Source organism: Okeania sp. (assembly GCF_035285525.1).
Taxonomy (GTDB): Bacteria; Cyanobacteriota; Cyanobacteriia; order Cyanobacteriales; family Microcoleaceae; genus Trichodesmium.
Genome location: NZ_JAYKGW010000223.1, coordinates 14997 through 31098 on the forward strand (window position 1 = coordinate 14997; position 16102 = coordinate 31098).

The window sequence follows — 16102 nt, forward strand, 5'->3', positions numbered from 1 at the left end:
GAATAATTAGTAAATATACTGATGTTTTTACTTTTAATATTTTTGCTTAATCAGAACTTACGCAACTACAACGTATTTTCGTCATTGCCACCGAAGGGAAGCCATCTCAAACCTCTGTTTTTCGTACCTCATGGCTTTAGTCCTATTAATGTTAGTTTTTGTTGATTTTAATGAATAAATAGGATAGTTTATAATGTTAAGTTAAACAATATAAACGTAATTTTTCTTTCAACTGACTAACCACAATTTCTCAATCTATTCCTTCACCACGTCTGATTTATTCAATAGCTATATCTACTTTTTTTTAGTTTCTTCTATTTATTTATGATTAGACTCTATATATATTTAATGGTAGGATGTGTTTTGCGTTCCGCAAAGCTCCGCTTTATATGTCGGCTCAAGCGCCGAAACGCTGCGCGACATGAAAAGCGTAGCGTAACGCACCAAGACTCTATATATATAGTTCCTTTGCGTAGTCCTGAAATAATTAAAAAGGAGGATGTTCTCCTACTGAATAGAGTACCTGACGCAAATTAACCACTCCTTCTCTATTAAGTTTGAGAGCTTCTATTGTAGCGCGTCCTGTGGGAGTTAAGCCAATAACTATAGTAAAATTTTCATTCCAAATAAAATGGTCATGCCATACTTGTTGACGAGGATTATATAACCCTACAAAGTTATTATTTATTGGGTCGCGCCATTCTGTTTTATTATATTTATGATTGTTACAACCTTGACAAGCAAGAGCGAGGTTTTCTAGTGTAGTTTTTCCTCCTTTACTCTGAGGAATAATATGTTCAATCGAAAAAGATTGCATGGCAAAACGCGCTTGAATAAGGCAATATTCAAAACAATTTTTTGCACGTTCGATAATAATTTTTCTTTGTTGGGTAGTGACTCTATTTTCAGACATTTATTTCTGTTTTTCTTCCTAAGTTTTCCATTAAATCCACTAGAGAAAATCCTCGAATATTAGCTAATTCTACTAAATTTTCTAAACGCTTGGCTTCAATTTTTTCTATTTCCTCGCTTAATGTTAACAGTCGATTATATTCTGTCTCTTTCAGAGTTTCTGACTCTCGTTTAGTAATTAATTGTTGATAATCTTTTTGAATTTCTGGAGGAATACCTTGATTAATTTTTGTCAATAGTTCCGCTTCTTTTTGCGGTAGTATTGAGGTACGACGTTTGGCTTGGAGGGCTATTATTTGTGAGGCAAAATGCTCAAAATCTGGCAAACTTAATTGTTCGACTGCTTTGAGTAATTCTTCTGAAGATAGTTGTACTTCTATAGAAATTTTTGACATTTTTGATATCTTGATTTTTATATTGTAAAATAGTTTAGCATACAGTAGGTTGGGCTAAGCGACAGCGAACCCAACAATTTATCTATCTTTATTAGTTATCTACCTTTGTTGGGTTTCGGGGTACCTCAACCCAACCAACAAACTTAATTGTTCCACAGCTTTGAGTAATTCTTCTGAAGATAGTTGTACTTCTATGGAAATTTTTGACATTTTTGATATCTTGATTTTTATATTGTAAATTAGTTTAGCATACAGTAGGTTGGGTTAAGCGAGAGCGAACCCAACCATTTATTTATTTATGATTAGTTGAAATTTTTACTTATTTCTTCTAAAGGAGGTGTAAAAACTTCTACTTTATATTCATTAATAGTTTCAGTAAAAATAAGTTCTGAACATTGGGAACGTAAAGATTTCCATAACATTGTTTGTTCATAATGTTCAAATTCTGCCGGAATGTAATCTAAAAGAGTTTTGGAACAAACAACAATTAATCTTTCTTGAACTCTCGAAAAAGCTACATTTGAGCGATTAAGATTGAGAATAAATTCCACATTTTTACTAATAGCAGACTGGTCGCTTGCTGTAGCAGAAACAATTATATTGGGACGTTCGCCACCTTGGAATTTTTCTACAGTATCTATCACATCAACAGCATTTCCATGGTAATCTACTAATTCTGTTTTCAGTAGGGTTCTTTGGGCGCGATGTGGAGTAATAATTCCGACAGAACTATCAGGAATTTTACCACCGGCATCCAGAATTTTTTTAATTATTTCTACTTCTACTTGATTATTGCGTATTGACTTACGCTCAGAATGAAGAACAAGATAAAGACCTCTATTTCCTAGCAAAAGTTTTTCCCAAGTTCCATGTATTTCTTTTTCTTCTATATTTTTATCTTTTTCTTTGCCTCGTAATTGAATATTATCTAACTTACTATAAAGCCGTGCAATAAGTTCGCGAATAACTGGCGGTAAACGAAAGGTAAAATTCAAAGCTGAACATAATATTGCTGTGTTAGGAATTTCAATATCTGGGTTTGATTTTAAGTTTTGAATAGCCTGATATGCACTAACATAAGGTTGGTAAGATACTACAGGAGGACGGTCTTCATTTTCCCAATCATGGGTAATAATAGGAGTAAGTTGTCGATGGTCTCCAGCTAACATTATTTCACCATCATTTTTGACTAATGTAGCTAATGCTAGAAAGTGAGGAAATACCATCATACTTGCTTCATCAACAATAAGAATTGTTGTTTGAAAACCTTGAGGATAATCTTTTAAAAATTTCTTTCTTTGATTCAGTTCATTAACCATCTTTAAAATTGCATTGGTTGTTCCTCCAATTACTAAAACTGCATTTTTACGCATTCGATTAACATCACTGAAACAAGGTTTAGAAGAAAAAGAATTAATATTTGTATTTTGAAAATCCTCGTTGTTTTTAGGATCGACTCTGCTAACTTGAATTGATGATAAGTTGAAGTTTAAATTAGTAGCGTGTTGATTCAAAATAGGTAAAAGGCGATCTAGACGTGATAGTAATTCATCTACAGCTTTATGGGTATGGCTAGTAATAAGAACAATATCTCCAGGATAACTTCGCGCCAAAATTCTTAAAAAAGTAGCGATCGCTGTTGTTTCTGTTTTACCTGTACCTGGAGGACCTTGTAAAAGTTGAATCCTAGTTTTTAATCCATTTATTATTGCTTCTATTTGCTTATCATCGAGCTTTTTATTATTTGGTAATGGTAAAGAGTTAAGAAAGTTTTGATATTTTTCTAAATCATTTTCTGAAGGATAAATTTGTGGTGGAATTTGAGGATTTTCTGGAGCTAACCATCGACAAACATGATTTCCTTGAGTATTCTGTAATTTTTCATCGACTTTTCCAGCTATAAAATCTGAGGGACTTTCATCAATAGTGGCAGTTAGAAAAATTTGTTCTTGATTTCTATTACTATAAGAATTACTAAATAACTTATATCTATCGGACTGGCTAAAAATAGGAGATAGTTCTATCTGTTTAGTATCCCAATTTATTTCATTTACTATACAGGTACTGCCACCACGCAAAAGTTGATTAATTGTTTGACCTTGATGTGGATTTTCAGCGCAGGGACTAAGCCTAACAAAAGAATCTTTATCTATTGTACAATTAGCTTGTAAAAGTTCAGAAGTAATACTATATCCATCAAGATTAATTTCTGCTGTTAGTCTATTACCATTAGCTACTATATTTCTAACAGGTATTGTTCGACCTGAAGAAATACGATAGATAGGTGGAACTAAATTATTTGCAATCCAATCTGTTACTTTAACGTGCTGATCTAAACGGAGAAAATCTATTCCTGCTTGAGCAGCATTATCTACACCTAAATTAAAATCTGGTAAATTAGCAATAGTCAAAGATTCTTTTTTTATCTCTGGATTTTTAAATCTAATTCCCTCTTCAACCCACCTAATAGCATGAGTACGAGCGCGAAAATATTCTTTTAAATAGTTTGGTTTTTGTGCTTGATTATAATTTTGAATAGGTTTTTTTAGTTCGGCTTTAAGGTTTGAGTCATTAGGGTCAGGAAGTTTTCTCCAATAAGCACGCCAATAAGCTGCACTAAAAGAATTAAAATATCTTAGTCTAACTTCAAAGGGATGTTTACTAATATTGTCAGTATTTGATTTTGAAGTAGCCCATTGATTATTACTTTCTATCTCTAAATTAGTTTTAAAGTCAAATATATCTTGAGAAAAAGCTCTATCTAAATCAACAAATTTTCCATTAATTTTTCGTCGCCAATGATAACGTCTGCCAAACCATTTAAGAGAAGTTACAACTACTAAATCTCTACCAGTCCATCCCAAAGCATAACGACGATCTACTTCATCATAAAGACAAGAATAAATTAGTTGTTCTAAACTTTCTCGACAACCAAGTAACTCCCGTAAATGACTCAGAAGTTGAGAACTAACACGGGAACAACCTTCTATCAGTTGAGTCATTTCCTGACGTGACCAAACATAAAAATGAATGGGAGCTTCTTCTGTTTCTGCAACTTCGGCGATAGTATCAACTAATTCTAATAAAAATCCTTGTATTAACTCTTTTTCTGAACCATTGTCTTCTTTATATTCTCCCGTCCATGCAGATGTTTTGAATTTAATTATATCCTTACCTTCAAGTTCTTTTTCTTGGTAAACAGTTTTATTATTGTCATCTTTTCCTACTTCTATATACTCCTTAATTTTCGGGCATGGTTGCCATTTACCCTCTTCGTTTTTCTCAAATTTTGGATCTAATTTTCCGTGACTTTTAGTAGCATGAGCTGCTAGAGCGGCTATCCTATTTTCTACATAATCATATTCAACAGAAAGATAGACTCGAATCAGACTTTCTCCATTAATAATATGTTCGGGAAGTTGACTTTTACCTGAATATTTTGGCAGTGCTTCTACTTCATAAGTATCTGGATAAGAATCTCCATTAGGAAGAGTACGTTTACGAGTTTTTGCTTTTAACTGAAGAAGCTCTAAATTCTCTGTAAAACTTGTATCTTTTTCAATTTCAGCAGCTTGATTTCCTTCTAAATTAAGTTCAGATAAATCATCAAGATTGTTGACACCTACCTTATGCAATACCCTGACAATTGATGAATCTCTTCCTAACAATTCTAAACGTTTTTTTCTAGCACTTTCAGCTAAACAATGAACGCTTAATGTACAGTCGCTACATTTTTGGTCTAGCTGATAATCTAGATCGGATAAGTCCATTTCAACTATCCGCTTTAACACGCCGTCAGGTGCTAAAAGACGATTAATATCGGCTTTGATTGTATCTAAATTTAAAGCTGAAGATTTGATAATATCCTGACTTTTATTAGTATTTTCATCAATCCGAACCACAACACATTCTATATTTTCTGGTTTGAGTTTTATTCCACAGATATTGATTGATTTTTTTTCTATTAACTGATGTACTAATATCTGATATAAACTAACCTGTACTTGATGATAAGTCCGGTCTTTTCGAGATGCTTTACCTTCAACTAATCGTAATTTTGGTTCATCATTTTCCCACAGCAAAACTACAAAGTCAACTTGTCCAGAAATATTAAACTCTCCCAGACTACCTTCTATAGAAATTTCTCGTCCATAAGCTTTTTGTTTTTCTGGCAAATTTTTCAGCTTTTCAACAAAGTCATTCCATTCAGTTGGTTGATTTTCTTGTTCAAAGTTATGACTCATTTTAGTTAAGTCAAGAAAGCCATCTTTTTGCAGCAAAATTTCCCATTCATTCTCTCTTATTCGACCTTCCTCTTCCAAAACTGGATCTAAAGAAGTACCAAAAATTAAGTTATAGAAAGGAATATCTTTTTTAGCAAATTCATAATCGTTATATTTTAACTTAAATCGGCGATCGCATGATTGATAACGAATATATTCAGCAATATCGGTAGCTCGAACTGATAGTTTTTTTGTTGACATTAACGTAATTTATTATTTAATTGGATATTTTAATTTTCGGCTTAATGTAATAGGAAATTATAACTCAATCTATACCAAATTATTATTCTATGACTACAAATATTAACGTATATTTAATTTTTCACATGATAAATCACAGAATTGTTTGCATAATTTCTCACAAAACCACGAGTCTGCATTATCTGTTCAAATAATTCCGTAGATAAACTATTTTCTACACACCAAACTCCCGGTTTATGTAATTTTCCAAACAAAATTAATTCGGCAATACTACCAGTAACAGTATAGCAGTAATAATAGATTTAAGCATATATTGGTCTTTGCAAAAATCCTCTGGTATCACTAAAACCTTCATTCATTCACCTCATTATCACTGATCAACTCCATCACATTTTCTAACCAAGCTGACTCGTGAAGATGAGCCAAATTTTGTTCATTGAGAATACGCGGTGCATCTGGAATATCTAAAACACGGATAATTTTGGCATCCGCTCGGTTTTCTAAACGATAGATTAATGATACTGCTTCTAAAGTGCGATCGCTAACCAATCTCAGTAACTGTGAAGAATGAGTAGTGGCAATAATTTGGATTTTTCCTTGATCAGCTTGACTTTCAATAAGTTTAAGTAGAAGATGCAAACGGGTGGGGTGAATACCATGATCTAGTTCCTCAAAAAAGTAAAATTGAGCTGACTCCGAACCGAGTCAAGCTGCAATCATTGCGAGAAAACGTAGAGTGCCATCTGATGCACTATAAGCTGATATTTTTTGTCCGTTTTCTTCCACTAAGGTTAATAAAGTTTTGCGTGTAAAATCAGTCGGAAACTCAAAATCTTTAGCATCCATGGGAGTAAGTTCCCGTATCCATTCCAGGAGTGTTTCTTTTTTTTGGGTATTTTGACAAATATCTAACAGTACAGATGAAAGATTTTCACCGCGATCGCCCAAAACATTCTGTCCGGGAAAGGAGGGTAAACGCATCACTTCAGGGTTGATATCCAGAAACCTCATATTGCTAAATGCTTGTAGGGTAACTTTTAATTTCCCTCTTAAGGAAGTTGCTGGTATATATCTTTCTCCTATAGAAACATCTGTAATTATTTGTGCCATTTGTGAAAGAATAGGTTGATGAAAAGTTAAAGGAATTAGGGGATTTTGGTAGGCTTGATTATAGACTTTAACAATTAAACTTTTTCTTTCTTTTTAAACCTGTAATTTAGCTTCAATTAAACTTTCTGATTCACCAGTAAGTGTCAATCTTTCTGTAATAATATTCGGTGGTTGATTATCGCTTCCTAAATTAACCTCAATCTGATAAATTGCTTCTTTTTCAGTTTTCTTTCCTTGAAAATAATCGGGGATAGAAAATGTCACTTCTAAAGCAAAATTATTACCCTGAAAACCAACTTCTTTTGTACCTCCCCTAATGCCACGCCACTGCAAAACACCACCTTCTACATATTTTTCCCCCATAATTTCGGCAAGGTTATAGCCACGAGAAATACCGTGTAAAAATCGTAAGGCATCTCGAATGTTACTTTTTCCAGAAGCGTTAGTGCCGATTAAAATAGTAAATGGCTCTAGAGATAGTTCGGCATTTTTGAAGTTTTTAAAGTTTTTTAGTCGTAGTTTTTTTAGCATAATATTGATCGGCTTTTCTCCTGTTTTTTTTCCTCTACTCTTTTGACATTATCAAAATTTTTGCTATAATAAAAATATTCAAACTTTACGGTCTAGTTTAAACAATAATTTGGTAGTTATGAGTATAATTTATCTATACCATATTGGCCAGCAAAATTTTCTTATCAATGGAGAAGTTATGTATGTTTAAAAACTCTTCAATAATTAGTATATCTCCTGAAGTTATGGGAGGAACCCCAGTTTTTGGTGGTACAAGAGTGCCAGTAGAAACACTTTTTGACTATTTAAAAGCAGGAGAAACTATTGATAATTTTCTTGATGGGTTTCCTAGCGTTACTAAAGAACAAGTAATTGGATTCTTAGAAGAAATAGAAAAGCAAATTATTCGTGTAGTGGCATAGAATGAAGATTATTTTAGATGAATGTATAGATCGTAGGTTAGCAAGAGAATTTGTTGACTATGAAGTAAAAACTGTGTCTCAGATGGGGTGGACAGGAACAAAAAATGGTCAACTTCTTGCTCTTGCAGAAACACAATTTGATGTTTTTATTACAGTTGACCGCAACTTATAATTTCAATTGAATTTACCACAGTTTAATATTGCAGTGATTGTTTTACAAGCACCTTCAAATCGTTTAGTAGATTTGAAAATTTTAGTACCAAAAGTTATAGATGTTCTAGACATAATCTCTAAAAAAGAGGTTAGGGTTATTAGTTTATAGAAGTTCAAGAATAAACTAATGTAGTAGCGCATCTACCTTTAAAATGTGGGTAAGTTTGAGTCCCCATAAAAACCTCTCCCCCAACCCTTCTCCTGCAAGGAGAGGGGAGAATCTTTCCCCCTTCCCTTGCAGGGAAGGGGGTTAGGGGGTTAGGTTTGACCCCTTTGGCAATATTGAAACTAGCAAAATAATCTATAATTTCGTTTAAATCTTTACTAGCAGAGGAAGTAATAATATAACGATTCATAATTATTTTTGACGATATTGACGTAACTTTTCTTTCAACTGATTAACCACAATTTCTCCATCTATTACTTCACCTCGCTCGATTTCTTCAATAGCTATATCTACTTTTTTTTGAGTTTCTTCTACCCATGTTTGATAGATTCTATCCTCTTCTTCTAATAATCTAAAAGCTTTGACAATTACTTCATTGGCATTTTGATATCTGCCAGTTTTTAGTTTTTCTTGGATGAACTCAGTTTGTTCTGAATTTAAAGTAATATTCATTGTTAATTTTGATAATTAAAGTTCCAGTTTTACACAGTATTTTTCTAAAAAATATGCTTATATTTTGAGATTTTGGTTTTATTAAGAGATTAGCTCATAAAAATTTAGAATCATTAATCAGTATGCACTATTCCCCGCGAAAAGTCAGGGAATGTTTTTTTTATTGAGAAGTTTGTACTGTCGATTTAGCAATATCTTTGGTTTGTTTGCGTAAGTTCTAACTAAATCGACTTTAGAAGGGAATCTCCCCCGCTGCGGTTTCAAAGGGGGGAGAATGATAACTGTTGAACCGGATTCTCTATTAGATATCTCTAAAAACAAAAATTAAAATCAATTCTGCCATACGAAATTATCAACTATTCTTCCCAGTTAAGTGTTCCCTCTTTTCTGGAGGTGTCTATTGCTTATATTGCAAGCAAAAAGCTTGCAATACAACAATCTAATTTTTAACTTCAGAATTATTATTTTTGACTTCTGACTTCTTAGGTCGGCCTTCAGTATCATCCTTTCCTGCTGTCAGACTTTCCAAAGTAGCAGCAACATCAATACCAGCAGTTTGCTTCAACTCCTCAAAGAAAGCAGCCATTTTTGTGGCATTGCTCCCACCTTGAGCATTAATCACAGTTACATTATCCACCTCAATTTCTGGTACTGTAGACACAATAATCTGCAACAACTCTTCCAACTTCTGATACAGAAAAACTTCCCGCGCATTTGCACCAGCAGCTTTCCAAGATTCTGCCAATTTACGAATCCCCTCAGCTTGTGCTTTTCCTGGTTCCACAATAGCAGCAGCATCACCCTTGGCACGAGCGACCAAACGCTTACATTCGGCTTCCGCAGGAGCAACTACATCTGCTTGTAACTGTTGTTCCACCTGTTTAATTCGTTCCTGTTGTACTGCAACTTCAGCTTGAGTCCGGGCTACTTGCGATCCAATTTCTGCTTCAGCTTCAGCGACTACAGCTTGCCGTTTCGTTTTCGCATCTTTAATCCGCCTTTCGGCATCTGCACGAGCCATAGCAATGTCAGTTTCAATCTGTTTAAGAGAAGTATTTTTATAGTTTTCGGCATCCCGCATAACTGATTCTGCCTGAGTTTGAGCTTCAGCAATCCGAGAATCTCGTAATAGTTCTGCTTGTTGCCTACGACCGATCGAATTAAGATATCCTACGTCATCGGAAATATTTTGAATTTGCAGGGTATCTAATATCAAACCTAATTTTTCCAAGTCGTCTTCTGCTTCTTCTAGTAAGTTTTTCGCGAATGCAATTTTATCTTCGTTCACTTGTTCCGGTGTCAGAGATGCTAACACACCACGCAAATTTCCTTCTAGAGTTTCCTGAGCTAACTTTTCAATTTCCTGGCGACTTTTTCCTAGCAAACGTTCAATGGCATTATGAATAGTAGGTTCCTCACCAGCAACTTTGATATTGGCTACACTTTCGACAGTCAGAGGAATACCACCTTTAGAATAAGAATTAGTAACCTTGAGTTCAATAATCATATTACTCAAGTCCATGCGAAAAGCTTGTTCTAAGAGAGGCACGCGAATACTGCTACCACCTTTAACCAGACGATATCCAACTTTTTTGTCAGTATTACCAACCCGGTGACGACCACCAGCAAAAATTAAGACTTCACTGGGTTGACAAATGTAATAAAGGTTGCGAATTACAAAAACACCCGCACCAGTTCCGAGGCCGAAAACTCCTAGTAATGCTAATATTATTTCCATGATTTTTTTACTCCTGAATTAATTGATAGAATAGTTAATAGGCAGTAGGCAGTAGGCAATATGGATGGAGGATTAAGATAACAAAAGGAATATCTGACACGGGAGCAAGATGCTCCCACTGCTGTACTTCATAATCTATGATTATGTCAAGCTGTTAATTACCCTCTTGCTCTACCTGATCTCGATCGGGACTTACGCCAAGGCACTATATAGAGTCTTGGTGCGTTACGCTGCCGCTAACACACCCTACTGCATTGTTTCAGCTAAAATAGTGCATGATTATTTGTCATTGCGAACGATAGTGTTTGCGTAGCATTCCGGACCGAAAGCAATCTCAGACCAATTTCCTATTGCACCATTTAAGATGAAACAGTCCACTACCAATAGCGTTCATGCCTAAGTTCTATTTATTTTTCAGCTTCGAGAGATTCAACTTTTTTGCGACCATTACTGCTGAAATTCCCTGTTATATCAACCCCAAGGGTTTGATTAACATTTTTGAGGAACTGGCGGAAGATTTCGGGATACGCATTGATCAAGCTAGCGATCGATTTACCATCCCCAGTATCAATAACGTTAACATTTTCCAGCTTAACTTGTCCTGGAACTTTCGCCGACTCCCGTAAAATCATGCTAATTTGCTGTAGATAGAATAACTCAGCAGCATCTTTACCAGTTTCCTGCCAAACTAAGGAAAGCATATCGTTAACTAAAGCTTCAGCATGAGCATTTTCTGATAATGAAGAAGCATTTCCTCTTGCTAACAGTTCTTTGGCTTGCCGTTGCGCATCTGCTGGTAATACTTCATCTGCTTCCAGACGCAATCTTTCTAATTCTGCACGAACTGTTTGCAATAATTGTTCTGCTCTCGCTCTAGCTTCTTTCCCCGCAGCAATAGTTCGTTCTTCTTCTGAACGCGCTTGCTGTTCCAGTTCAGCTTTGATTTTCCGCAGTTCGTTTTCTTTCTCAACTATTAATGTTGCTGCTTGAGTTTTGGCAATTTCTGACTCTCGTTTAGATTCTGCTTCTACTTGTTCTGCTTCTGCTTTCGCATTAGATTCAGCAATTTCAGCATCTCGACGAATCATAGCAATTTGTTTGCGTCCGATGGAGTTGAGATAGTCTACGTCATCAGAAACACTTTGAATTTTGAGGATATCTAGTTGTAAACCCAGTTTGGCTAAATCACGACTCACATCTTCAGCAATGCGTTCGGCAAATTGAAGACGATCTTCATTCAGTTGTTCTGGGGTGAGAGTAGCGACAACTCCCCGGAGGTTTCCTTCTAAAGTTTCTCTGGCCACACGGGTAATTTCTGAGCGATCGCGATCCAGAAATCTTTCTATGGCATTACCTACTACTTTGGGGTCGTTAGAAACTTTAACATTAGCGATCGCTTGAATATTTAGGGGAGTACCTCCTTTAGAATAAGCGTTACGAACTTCTACAGGAACTGGCATTGTCCGCAAGTCCATAGTTTTAGTTGTTTCCAGAATCGGAATCGGAATTGCTCTACCACCAAAAATTACCCGATAACCAACTGTTTCCCCCTCTTTTGTTCGTCGTTTCCGACCAGATAAAATAAGAATTTCATTGGGTTTACATATTTGGATGAAGGTATTGATAAACCAGATGAATATTAATACTCCAAATATGGATAGAGCGATTGGTAAACCAGAAGAAATTTCTGTAGTTAAGTTATTAGGTTGATTAGTTTCTAAATCTCTAGAAAGTTGTGCAATTTCTACTGTAGTTATTTCGGTTTTTTCTGGCTCAAAAAATTGACTTTTCATTAGCTAAATTTCCTGATTACAAAGTGTGAAGTTAATAGAAAACTAGGGAATAGGTATGGAGGGAACAGGGAACAGTTAGGAAAAAAATTTCTAGTCTAAAATTTATCAAAATAATAGGGTTTCAAACTCCTCATTTATCGGCGAAATGTTTTTGGAGCAGGGCTTAATCCCCCTTGACAAAAACAACTTCTGACTTCTGACTTCGTTAATATTAGTCTATGCCTTAACCAATTCTTTCTTAGCATTTATTGCTCAACATTATGAAAAAATAAGGGGGAAACTACCCACACCTGATTATTTTCTGTGCCGACAATAAATACTTTTTCTCCTTTAGTAAATTCTCTAGATTCTTCTGTACGAGCAATTAGTTCCAGACTATAACCCTTAATATATAGACGTATTTTACCACGACTATGAGTATCAAAAGGAATTTCTACAGTGCAAGGTAAACCCAAAAAATCTTGAGAATTAACTAGACTATTTATAACTTGTCGTTGACGAAAAATTGACAACAATAAAACTATAAATATTCCAGCAAATATACCAATTCCTACTGAAATATAGGCTAGCATTAAAATTTGATTTTTCATCCTCTATACCTAAATCATTTCAGTTATGAGTTATTATCAGTAGAGAGTGAACCTCAGACTAAAGTCTGAGGCTTGAAATACTGAATCAAATATTTTCTCTTAGTCGATTGCATATGGCGAGGAAACCTTGCCATCCCTCAACCGCTTTTCATACCCTTAAAAGGGGAGGCTTTAGACCTCGTTTTTTGGTAAAAAATCTATAACATTAGTCTTCAGACGATGTAGCCATCAAATCTTCTGATACTATCCATACTTTGTTATTTTCCATTCCCACTATAAACACTTTTTCTCCCTTAATAAACTCCTTATTTTCTTCAGTAAAAGCAATAAGTTCCACGATAGACTCCTTAACATTTACTCGAATTTTACCCTTACTTTTTTTATCAAAAGGAATTTCCACTGTTCCTGAAAGACCCAACAAATCATCACTACGCACTAAACTATTAGCAGGACGATTTTTTAAATTATATAATACATAAGACATTATTGTGCCACATAAAATACCAACTATTATAGAAATAATGGCAATTATATTAGCAGAAAGACGGGTAGAAAGATTAGATAGTACAACTCCAGTTAAGCCAAAAAAGCAACTACTAAAAGTCCAGAATTTCCAGCTCAAAAATGGTAGCCATAATCGCCGACGAGGTTGATGATATATTGAGGTATTACCTTCTTCTCTATTTTCTTGATTGATAATTTCTAGGTCTGCCTCAAAATCTTGGTCAAAATCTACACCATCTAGACCAGCAAATGCGGAAAGTCCCACAAATACTCCACCAATAATTAGACAGAAAATATAAGCTGATTCCATAAGCTGTCCTTACATAATTTTTAGTATCCTCATTTATATATTTTATATTGTGACAAATTAAGTTCCTGATTTGTCTATTTGTAAAAAAAATTTGTATTTGACTAGGAAAAACTTCAGGGGGCTTTAAATGCAACGTCCCTAGTTAGTATTGATAATTATGCAGAAACCAGGTTGCTCAAAGAAATGCTGAATGCTTACTTATCAATTATTAATTATTGGTCTATTTGTAGAAAAAATTTGTATTTGATTGGGAAAAACTGTAGGAGGCTTTAAATGCAACGCCCCTAGTTAGTATTGATAATTATGCAGAAACCAGGTTGCTCAAAGAAATGCTGAATGCTTAGTTATCAATTATTAATTATGGGTCTATTTGTAGAAAAAATTTGTATTTGATTGGGAAAAACTGTAGGGGGCTTTAAATGCAACGCCCCTACTTAGTATTGATAATTATACAGAAACCAAGTTAATCAAATAAATTTAGTTAAAAATCCGTTCATTAATGGATTCTAATATCATGTTCGGTTTTGATTTTTAGAGATGTCTATTAATTACCTTATCGAGCAATTATTCATTATCAATTATTCATTATCTATTGGGTCTAAAGTTAATATACGACTAATTTCATCTGTTTGAAACCCTAAAGCCATTGGTCGTTTAACTCCTGGTAATATTTGCACATCGTATAACTCTGTCACTACTCCTTCTAATCGTAACCATTCAACAATATTACCTGTATTAATATCAATTATCATCAAACCACAACGAGGTTCTACATTTTGCTCGAATAAATTTTCATCTAATTTTAACCCTAAAAAAGTCCTATCTCTTGGTTTAGATAATCCGACGATTGCCCAATTTTTCCAAAAGGCTAAACCTCGCAAATAACCAGGGCAAAAAGTTATTGGTTCAAACTTACCTTTATCTAAATCAACTACACCAAAAAAACCTTCTCCAGAATTTAATAACCATAACTTTCCTTGATAAAATCTGGGAGAATGAGGCATAGATAAACCCCTCATAATAATCTCATTTGAAGGAACATCAATTAAACAACCACCATCCCTTCTTTTATCTCGCCAACCATTAATTATATTTGCAGAACTAATAGCAGTAACATAGGTAGGTTTTCCTGCTACCATTGCTAAACCATTTAGGTGACAACGGTCTTCATTAATAACTTCAGAAATAAACGATGGCTTCCATAAAGGAGTACAACTATTTTTATGGCTAACTGTAGCTAAACAGTTCAATAAACTACTAACAAAAATGATTCTATCGTTATTATCAACGACCAAATCATGGATATCTAAATCACCAGTTGTATAACCTATTCTGGGCACATAAAGTTTATCATAACCATTGTAATATTGTTCTTCTTTGAGAATATTATCTAACTGCCAAACTTGATATTTTGAACTCATATATAGTCGTTCTGAAGTAGCATATAATCCCATAGCACGATCAAACAAACGTTCAAAACCAGAAAAGTTACCTTCGGGATTAACCCCTAGAAAAAGTAATCTAGAAGTTTGGTAAGTTGTAAATACTAGGCTAATTTCTTCAGCTTTTAACCAATGACTAAAACTTCGAGAAGCTATAATTTGTGGATTAGATATTCCGGTATGATCAGAGCTATATTTTGTTTCCATTTTTATCTTTATTTAGTTAGTTAAGTAGTAGTACTTTTAGGAATTTCCTAGTTGAAAGAGGGAATAGGAAACTGGAAAGGAAGGAGAAGGAGTAAACATAACATGTAATTAATTTTGCTTATGCACTTACACGCTCTATCAAATCGTCTTTTGTCAAAACAATATGCCATCCCTCCCTTCTTACTTCTGCAATATTATATACTTACATTATAAGTATTCAGCTATTAGCATTTTCTACGGAATGCTCCACAAACAGCTTTTAGCTTTTGAACTTAATAACTTACTAAAGGTAGTTCATAGCCTTTTTCTTTCCTGCGGAATGCTACGCAAACATAAGTTTAATTCTCGCTATTAGGCTAATTCCTCCTTTGGTATAAAAGTGAGTTAATAACTCATAGTTGATAGCTGATAGCTGACGGCTAAATGCTGATCTTATAATACTAAAGTTTTGAGGAAATAAAACATAGTCATACAAATTTCTTGATCTCAAACTGATGTAGAAATTGTTTACCCTGATAGTAATAGTCCACCTATGGCAGATAACATCACAGTAATAAATAGGTTGATTTTTTTGATAAAATAGGTAGTGTGGGGTGGTCTTTTAGGTACTAAAAACATACCATCCCACTACCAAATATAATATCTATTTGACTAAAGTTTTGAGGGAATAAAATATGGTAATACAAGTTCCTTTATTCCAAACTGAAGCAGAAATTATTTACCCAGATAGTGATGGTAAACCTATGGCAGATAATAGGATTCAATTTCGTTGGATTACTCTTATTCAGAATAATTTAGACTCGTTCTTTGCTGATAATCCTGAAGTTTTCGTGGCTGGAGATTTACTTTAGTA

The 16102-nt window shown here is 34.3% G+C and carries 14 protein-coding genes and 2 pseudogenes; 3 read left to right on the forward strand and 13 right to left on the reverse strand.

Annotated features, from left to right (window positions below; genetic code table 11):
* Positions 1–487: 487 nt before the first annotated feature.
* The 7 genes and pseudogenes from VKJ25_RS20945 to VKJ25_RS20975 all read right to left on the reverse strand — a co-directional run bounded on the left by VKJ25_RS20945 (position 488) and on the right by VKJ25_RS20975 (position 7432).
* Entirely contained in the window at positions 488–913 is a 426-nt protein-coding gene (locus tag VKJ25_RS20945) for an HNH endonuclease (protein WP_324238587.1), read from the reverse strand.
* Positions 906–1307, reverse strand: a complete 402-nt coding sequence (locus VKJ25_RS20950) for an STAS/SEC14 domain-containing protein (protein WP_324238588.1) — start codon at positions 1305–1307, stop codon at positions 906–908. The genes VKJ25_RS20945 and VKJ25_RS20950 overlap by 8 nt, the downstream gene beginning before the upstream one ends.
* A 302-nt stretch (positions 1308–1609) precedes the next feature.
* Entirely contained in the window at positions 1610–5791 is a 4182-nt protein-coding gene (locus VKJ25_RS20955; protein WP_324238589.1) for an AAA domain-containing protein, read from the reverse strand.
* A gap of 113 nt (positions 5792–5904) precedes the next feature.
* A complete protein-coding gene (locus VKJ25_RS20960; protein WP_375340361.1) occupies positions 5905–6045 on the reverse strand; it encodes a hypothetical protein in 141 nt (46 codons plus the stop codon).
* 97 nt (positions 6046–6142) lie between these two features.
* Positions 6143–6469, reverse strand: a pseudogene (locus VKJ25_RS20965) (AAA family ATPase); the annotation flags it as partial.
* A 27-nt stretch (positions 6470–6496) separates the two neighbouring features.
* Positions 6497–6901 (reverse strand): AAA family ATPase, encoded by a 405-nt coding sequence (locus tag VKJ25_RS20970; RefSeq protein WP_324238590.1) that lies wholly within the window; start codon positions 6899–6901, stop codon positions 6497–6499.
* A gap of 93 nt (positions 6902–6994) precedes the next feature.
* Positions 6995–7432: an AAA family ATPase gene (locus VKJ25_RS20975; protein ID WP_324238591.1), complete on the reverse strand. Its 438-nt coding sequence runs from the start codon at positions 7430–7432 to the stop codon at positions 6995–6997.
* 182 nt (positions 7433–7614) lie between these two features.
* On the opposite strand from VKJ25_RS20975, the gene VKJ25_RS20980 reads away from it, so the two are divergent.
* Both VKJ25_RS20980 and VKJ25_RS20985 read left to right on the forward strand, forming a co-directional pair.
* The gene (locus tag VKJ25_RS20980; protein ID WP_324238592.1) at positions 7615–7833 is read left to right on the forward strand and encodes a DUF433 domain-containing protein; all 219 of its coding nucleotides are present in this window, start codon (positions 7615–7617) and stop codon (positions 7831–7833) included.
* Between the two features lies 1 nt (position 7834).
* Positions 7835–8005: a DUF5615 family PIN-like protein gene (locus tag VKJ25_RS20985; protein ID WP_324238593.1), complete on the forward strand. Its 171-nt coding sequence runs from the start codon at positions 7835–7837 to the stop codon at positions 8003–8005.
* A gap of 399 nt (positions 8006–8404) precedes the next feature.
* On the opposite strand, the gene VKJ25_RS20990 is transcribed toward VKJ25_RS20985, so the two are convergent.
* The 6 genes from VKJ25_RS20990 to VKJ25_RS21015 form a co-directional block, all read right to left on the reverse strand.
* Positions 8405–8665: a ribbon-helix-helix domain-containing protein gene (locus VKJ25_RS20990; RefSeq protein ID WP_324238594.1), complete on the reverse strand. Its 261-nt coding sequence runs from the start codon at positions 8663–8665 to the stop codon at positions 8405–8407.
* 439 nt (positions 8666–9104) lie between these two features.
* Positions 9105–10403: a flotillin family protein gene (locus tag VKJ25_RS20995; protein ID WP_324238595.1), complete on the reverse strand. Its 1299-nt coding sequence runs from the start codon at positions 10401–10403 to the stop codon at positions 9105–9107.
* Positions 10404–10810: 407 nt separating this feature from the next.
* Positions 10811–12196 carry a flotillin family protein gene (locus VKJ25_RS21000; protein WP_324238596.1) on the reverse strand — a complete coding sequence of 462 codons (1386 nt, stop codon included), beginning with the start codon at positions 12194–12196 and terminating at the stop codon, positions 10811–10813.
* 245 nt (positions 12197–12441) lie between these two features.
* The gene (locus tag VKJ25_RS21005) at positions 12442–12786 is read right to left on the reverse strand and encodes a hypothetical protein (protein ID WP_324238597.1); all 345 of its coding nucleotides are present in this window, start codon (positions 12784–12786) and stop codon (positions 12442–12444) included.
* A gap of 205 nt (positions 12787–12991) precedes the next feature.
* On the reverse strand, positions 12992–13600 hold the full coding sequence (locus VKJ25_RS21010) for an NfeD-like protein (RefSeq protein WP_324238598.1): 609 nt from the start codon (positions 13598–13600) through the stop codon (positions 12992–12994).
* Positions 13601–14178: 578 nt separating this feature from the next.
* Positions 14179–15249 (reverse strand): TIGR03032 family protein, encoded by a 1071-nt coding sequence (locus tag VKJ25_RS21015; RefSeq protein ID WP_324238599.1) that lies wholly within the window; start codon positions 15247–15249, stop codon positions 14179–14181.
* Between the two features lie 674 nt (positions 15250–15923).
* Between VKJ25_RS21015 and VKJ25_RS21020 the strand changes: the two are divergent.
* A pseudogene (locus VKJ25_RS21020) lies at positions 15924–16097 on the forward strand (Uma2 family endonuclease); the annotation flags it as partial.
* Positions 16098–16102: the final 5 nt, after the last annotated feature.

Bases quoted from the DNA above. Each gene is read 5' to 3' on its own strand.
- VKJ25_RS21015 (WP_324238599.1), bottom strand. From the start codon at position 15,249: ATGGAAACAAAATATAGCTCTGATCATACCGGAATATCTAATCCACAA.
- VKJ25_RS20995 (WP_324238595.1), bottom strand. From the start codon at position 10,403: ATGGAAATAATATTAGCATTACTAGGAGTTTTCGGCCTCGGAACTGGT.
- VKJ25_RS21000 (WP_324238596.1), bottom strand. From the start codon at position 12,196: ATGAAAAGTCAATTTTTTGAGCCAGAAAAAACCGAAATAACTACAGTA.
- VKJ25_RS20950 (WP_324238588.1), bottom strand. From the start codon at position 1,307: ATGTCAAAAATTTCTATAGAAGTACAACTATCTTCAGAAGAATTACTC.
- VKJ25_RS20990 (WP_324238594.1), bottom strand. From the start codon at position 8,665: ATGAATATTACTTTAAATTCAGAACAAACTGAGTTCATCCAAGAAAAA.
- VKJ25_RS21005 (WP_324238597.1), bottom strand. From the start codon at position 12,786: ATGAAAAATCAAATTTTAATGCTAGCCTATATTTCAGTAGGAATTGGT.
- VKJ25_RS21010 (WP_324238598.1), bottom strand. From the start codon at position 13,600: ATGGAATCAGCTTATATTTTCTGTCTAATTATTGGTGGAGTATTTGTG.
- VKJ25_RS20945 (WP_324238587.1), bottom strand. From the start codon at position 913: ATGTCTGAAAATAGAGTCACTACCCAACAAAGAAAAATTATTATCGAA.
- VKJ25_RS20985 (WP_324238593.1), top strand. From the start codon at position 7,835: ATGAAGATTATTTTAGATGAATGTATAGATCGTAGGTTAGCAAGAGAA.
- VKJ25_RS20975 (WP_324238591.1), bottom strand. From the start codon at position 7,432: ATGCTAAAAAAACTACGACTAAAAAACTTTAAAAACTTCAAAAATGCC.
- VKJ25_RS20955 (WP_324238589.1), bottom strand. From the start codon at position 5,791: ATGTCAACAAAAAAACTATCAGTTCGAGCTACCGATATTGCTGAATAT.
- VKJ25_RS20970 (WP_324238590.1), bottom strand. From the start codon at position 6,901: ATGGCACAAATAATTACAGATGTTTCTATAGGAGAAAGATATATACCA.
- VKJ25_RS20980 (WP_324238592.1), top strand. From the start codon at position 7,615: ATGTTTAAAAACTCTTCAATAATTAGTATATCTCCTGAAGTTATGGGA.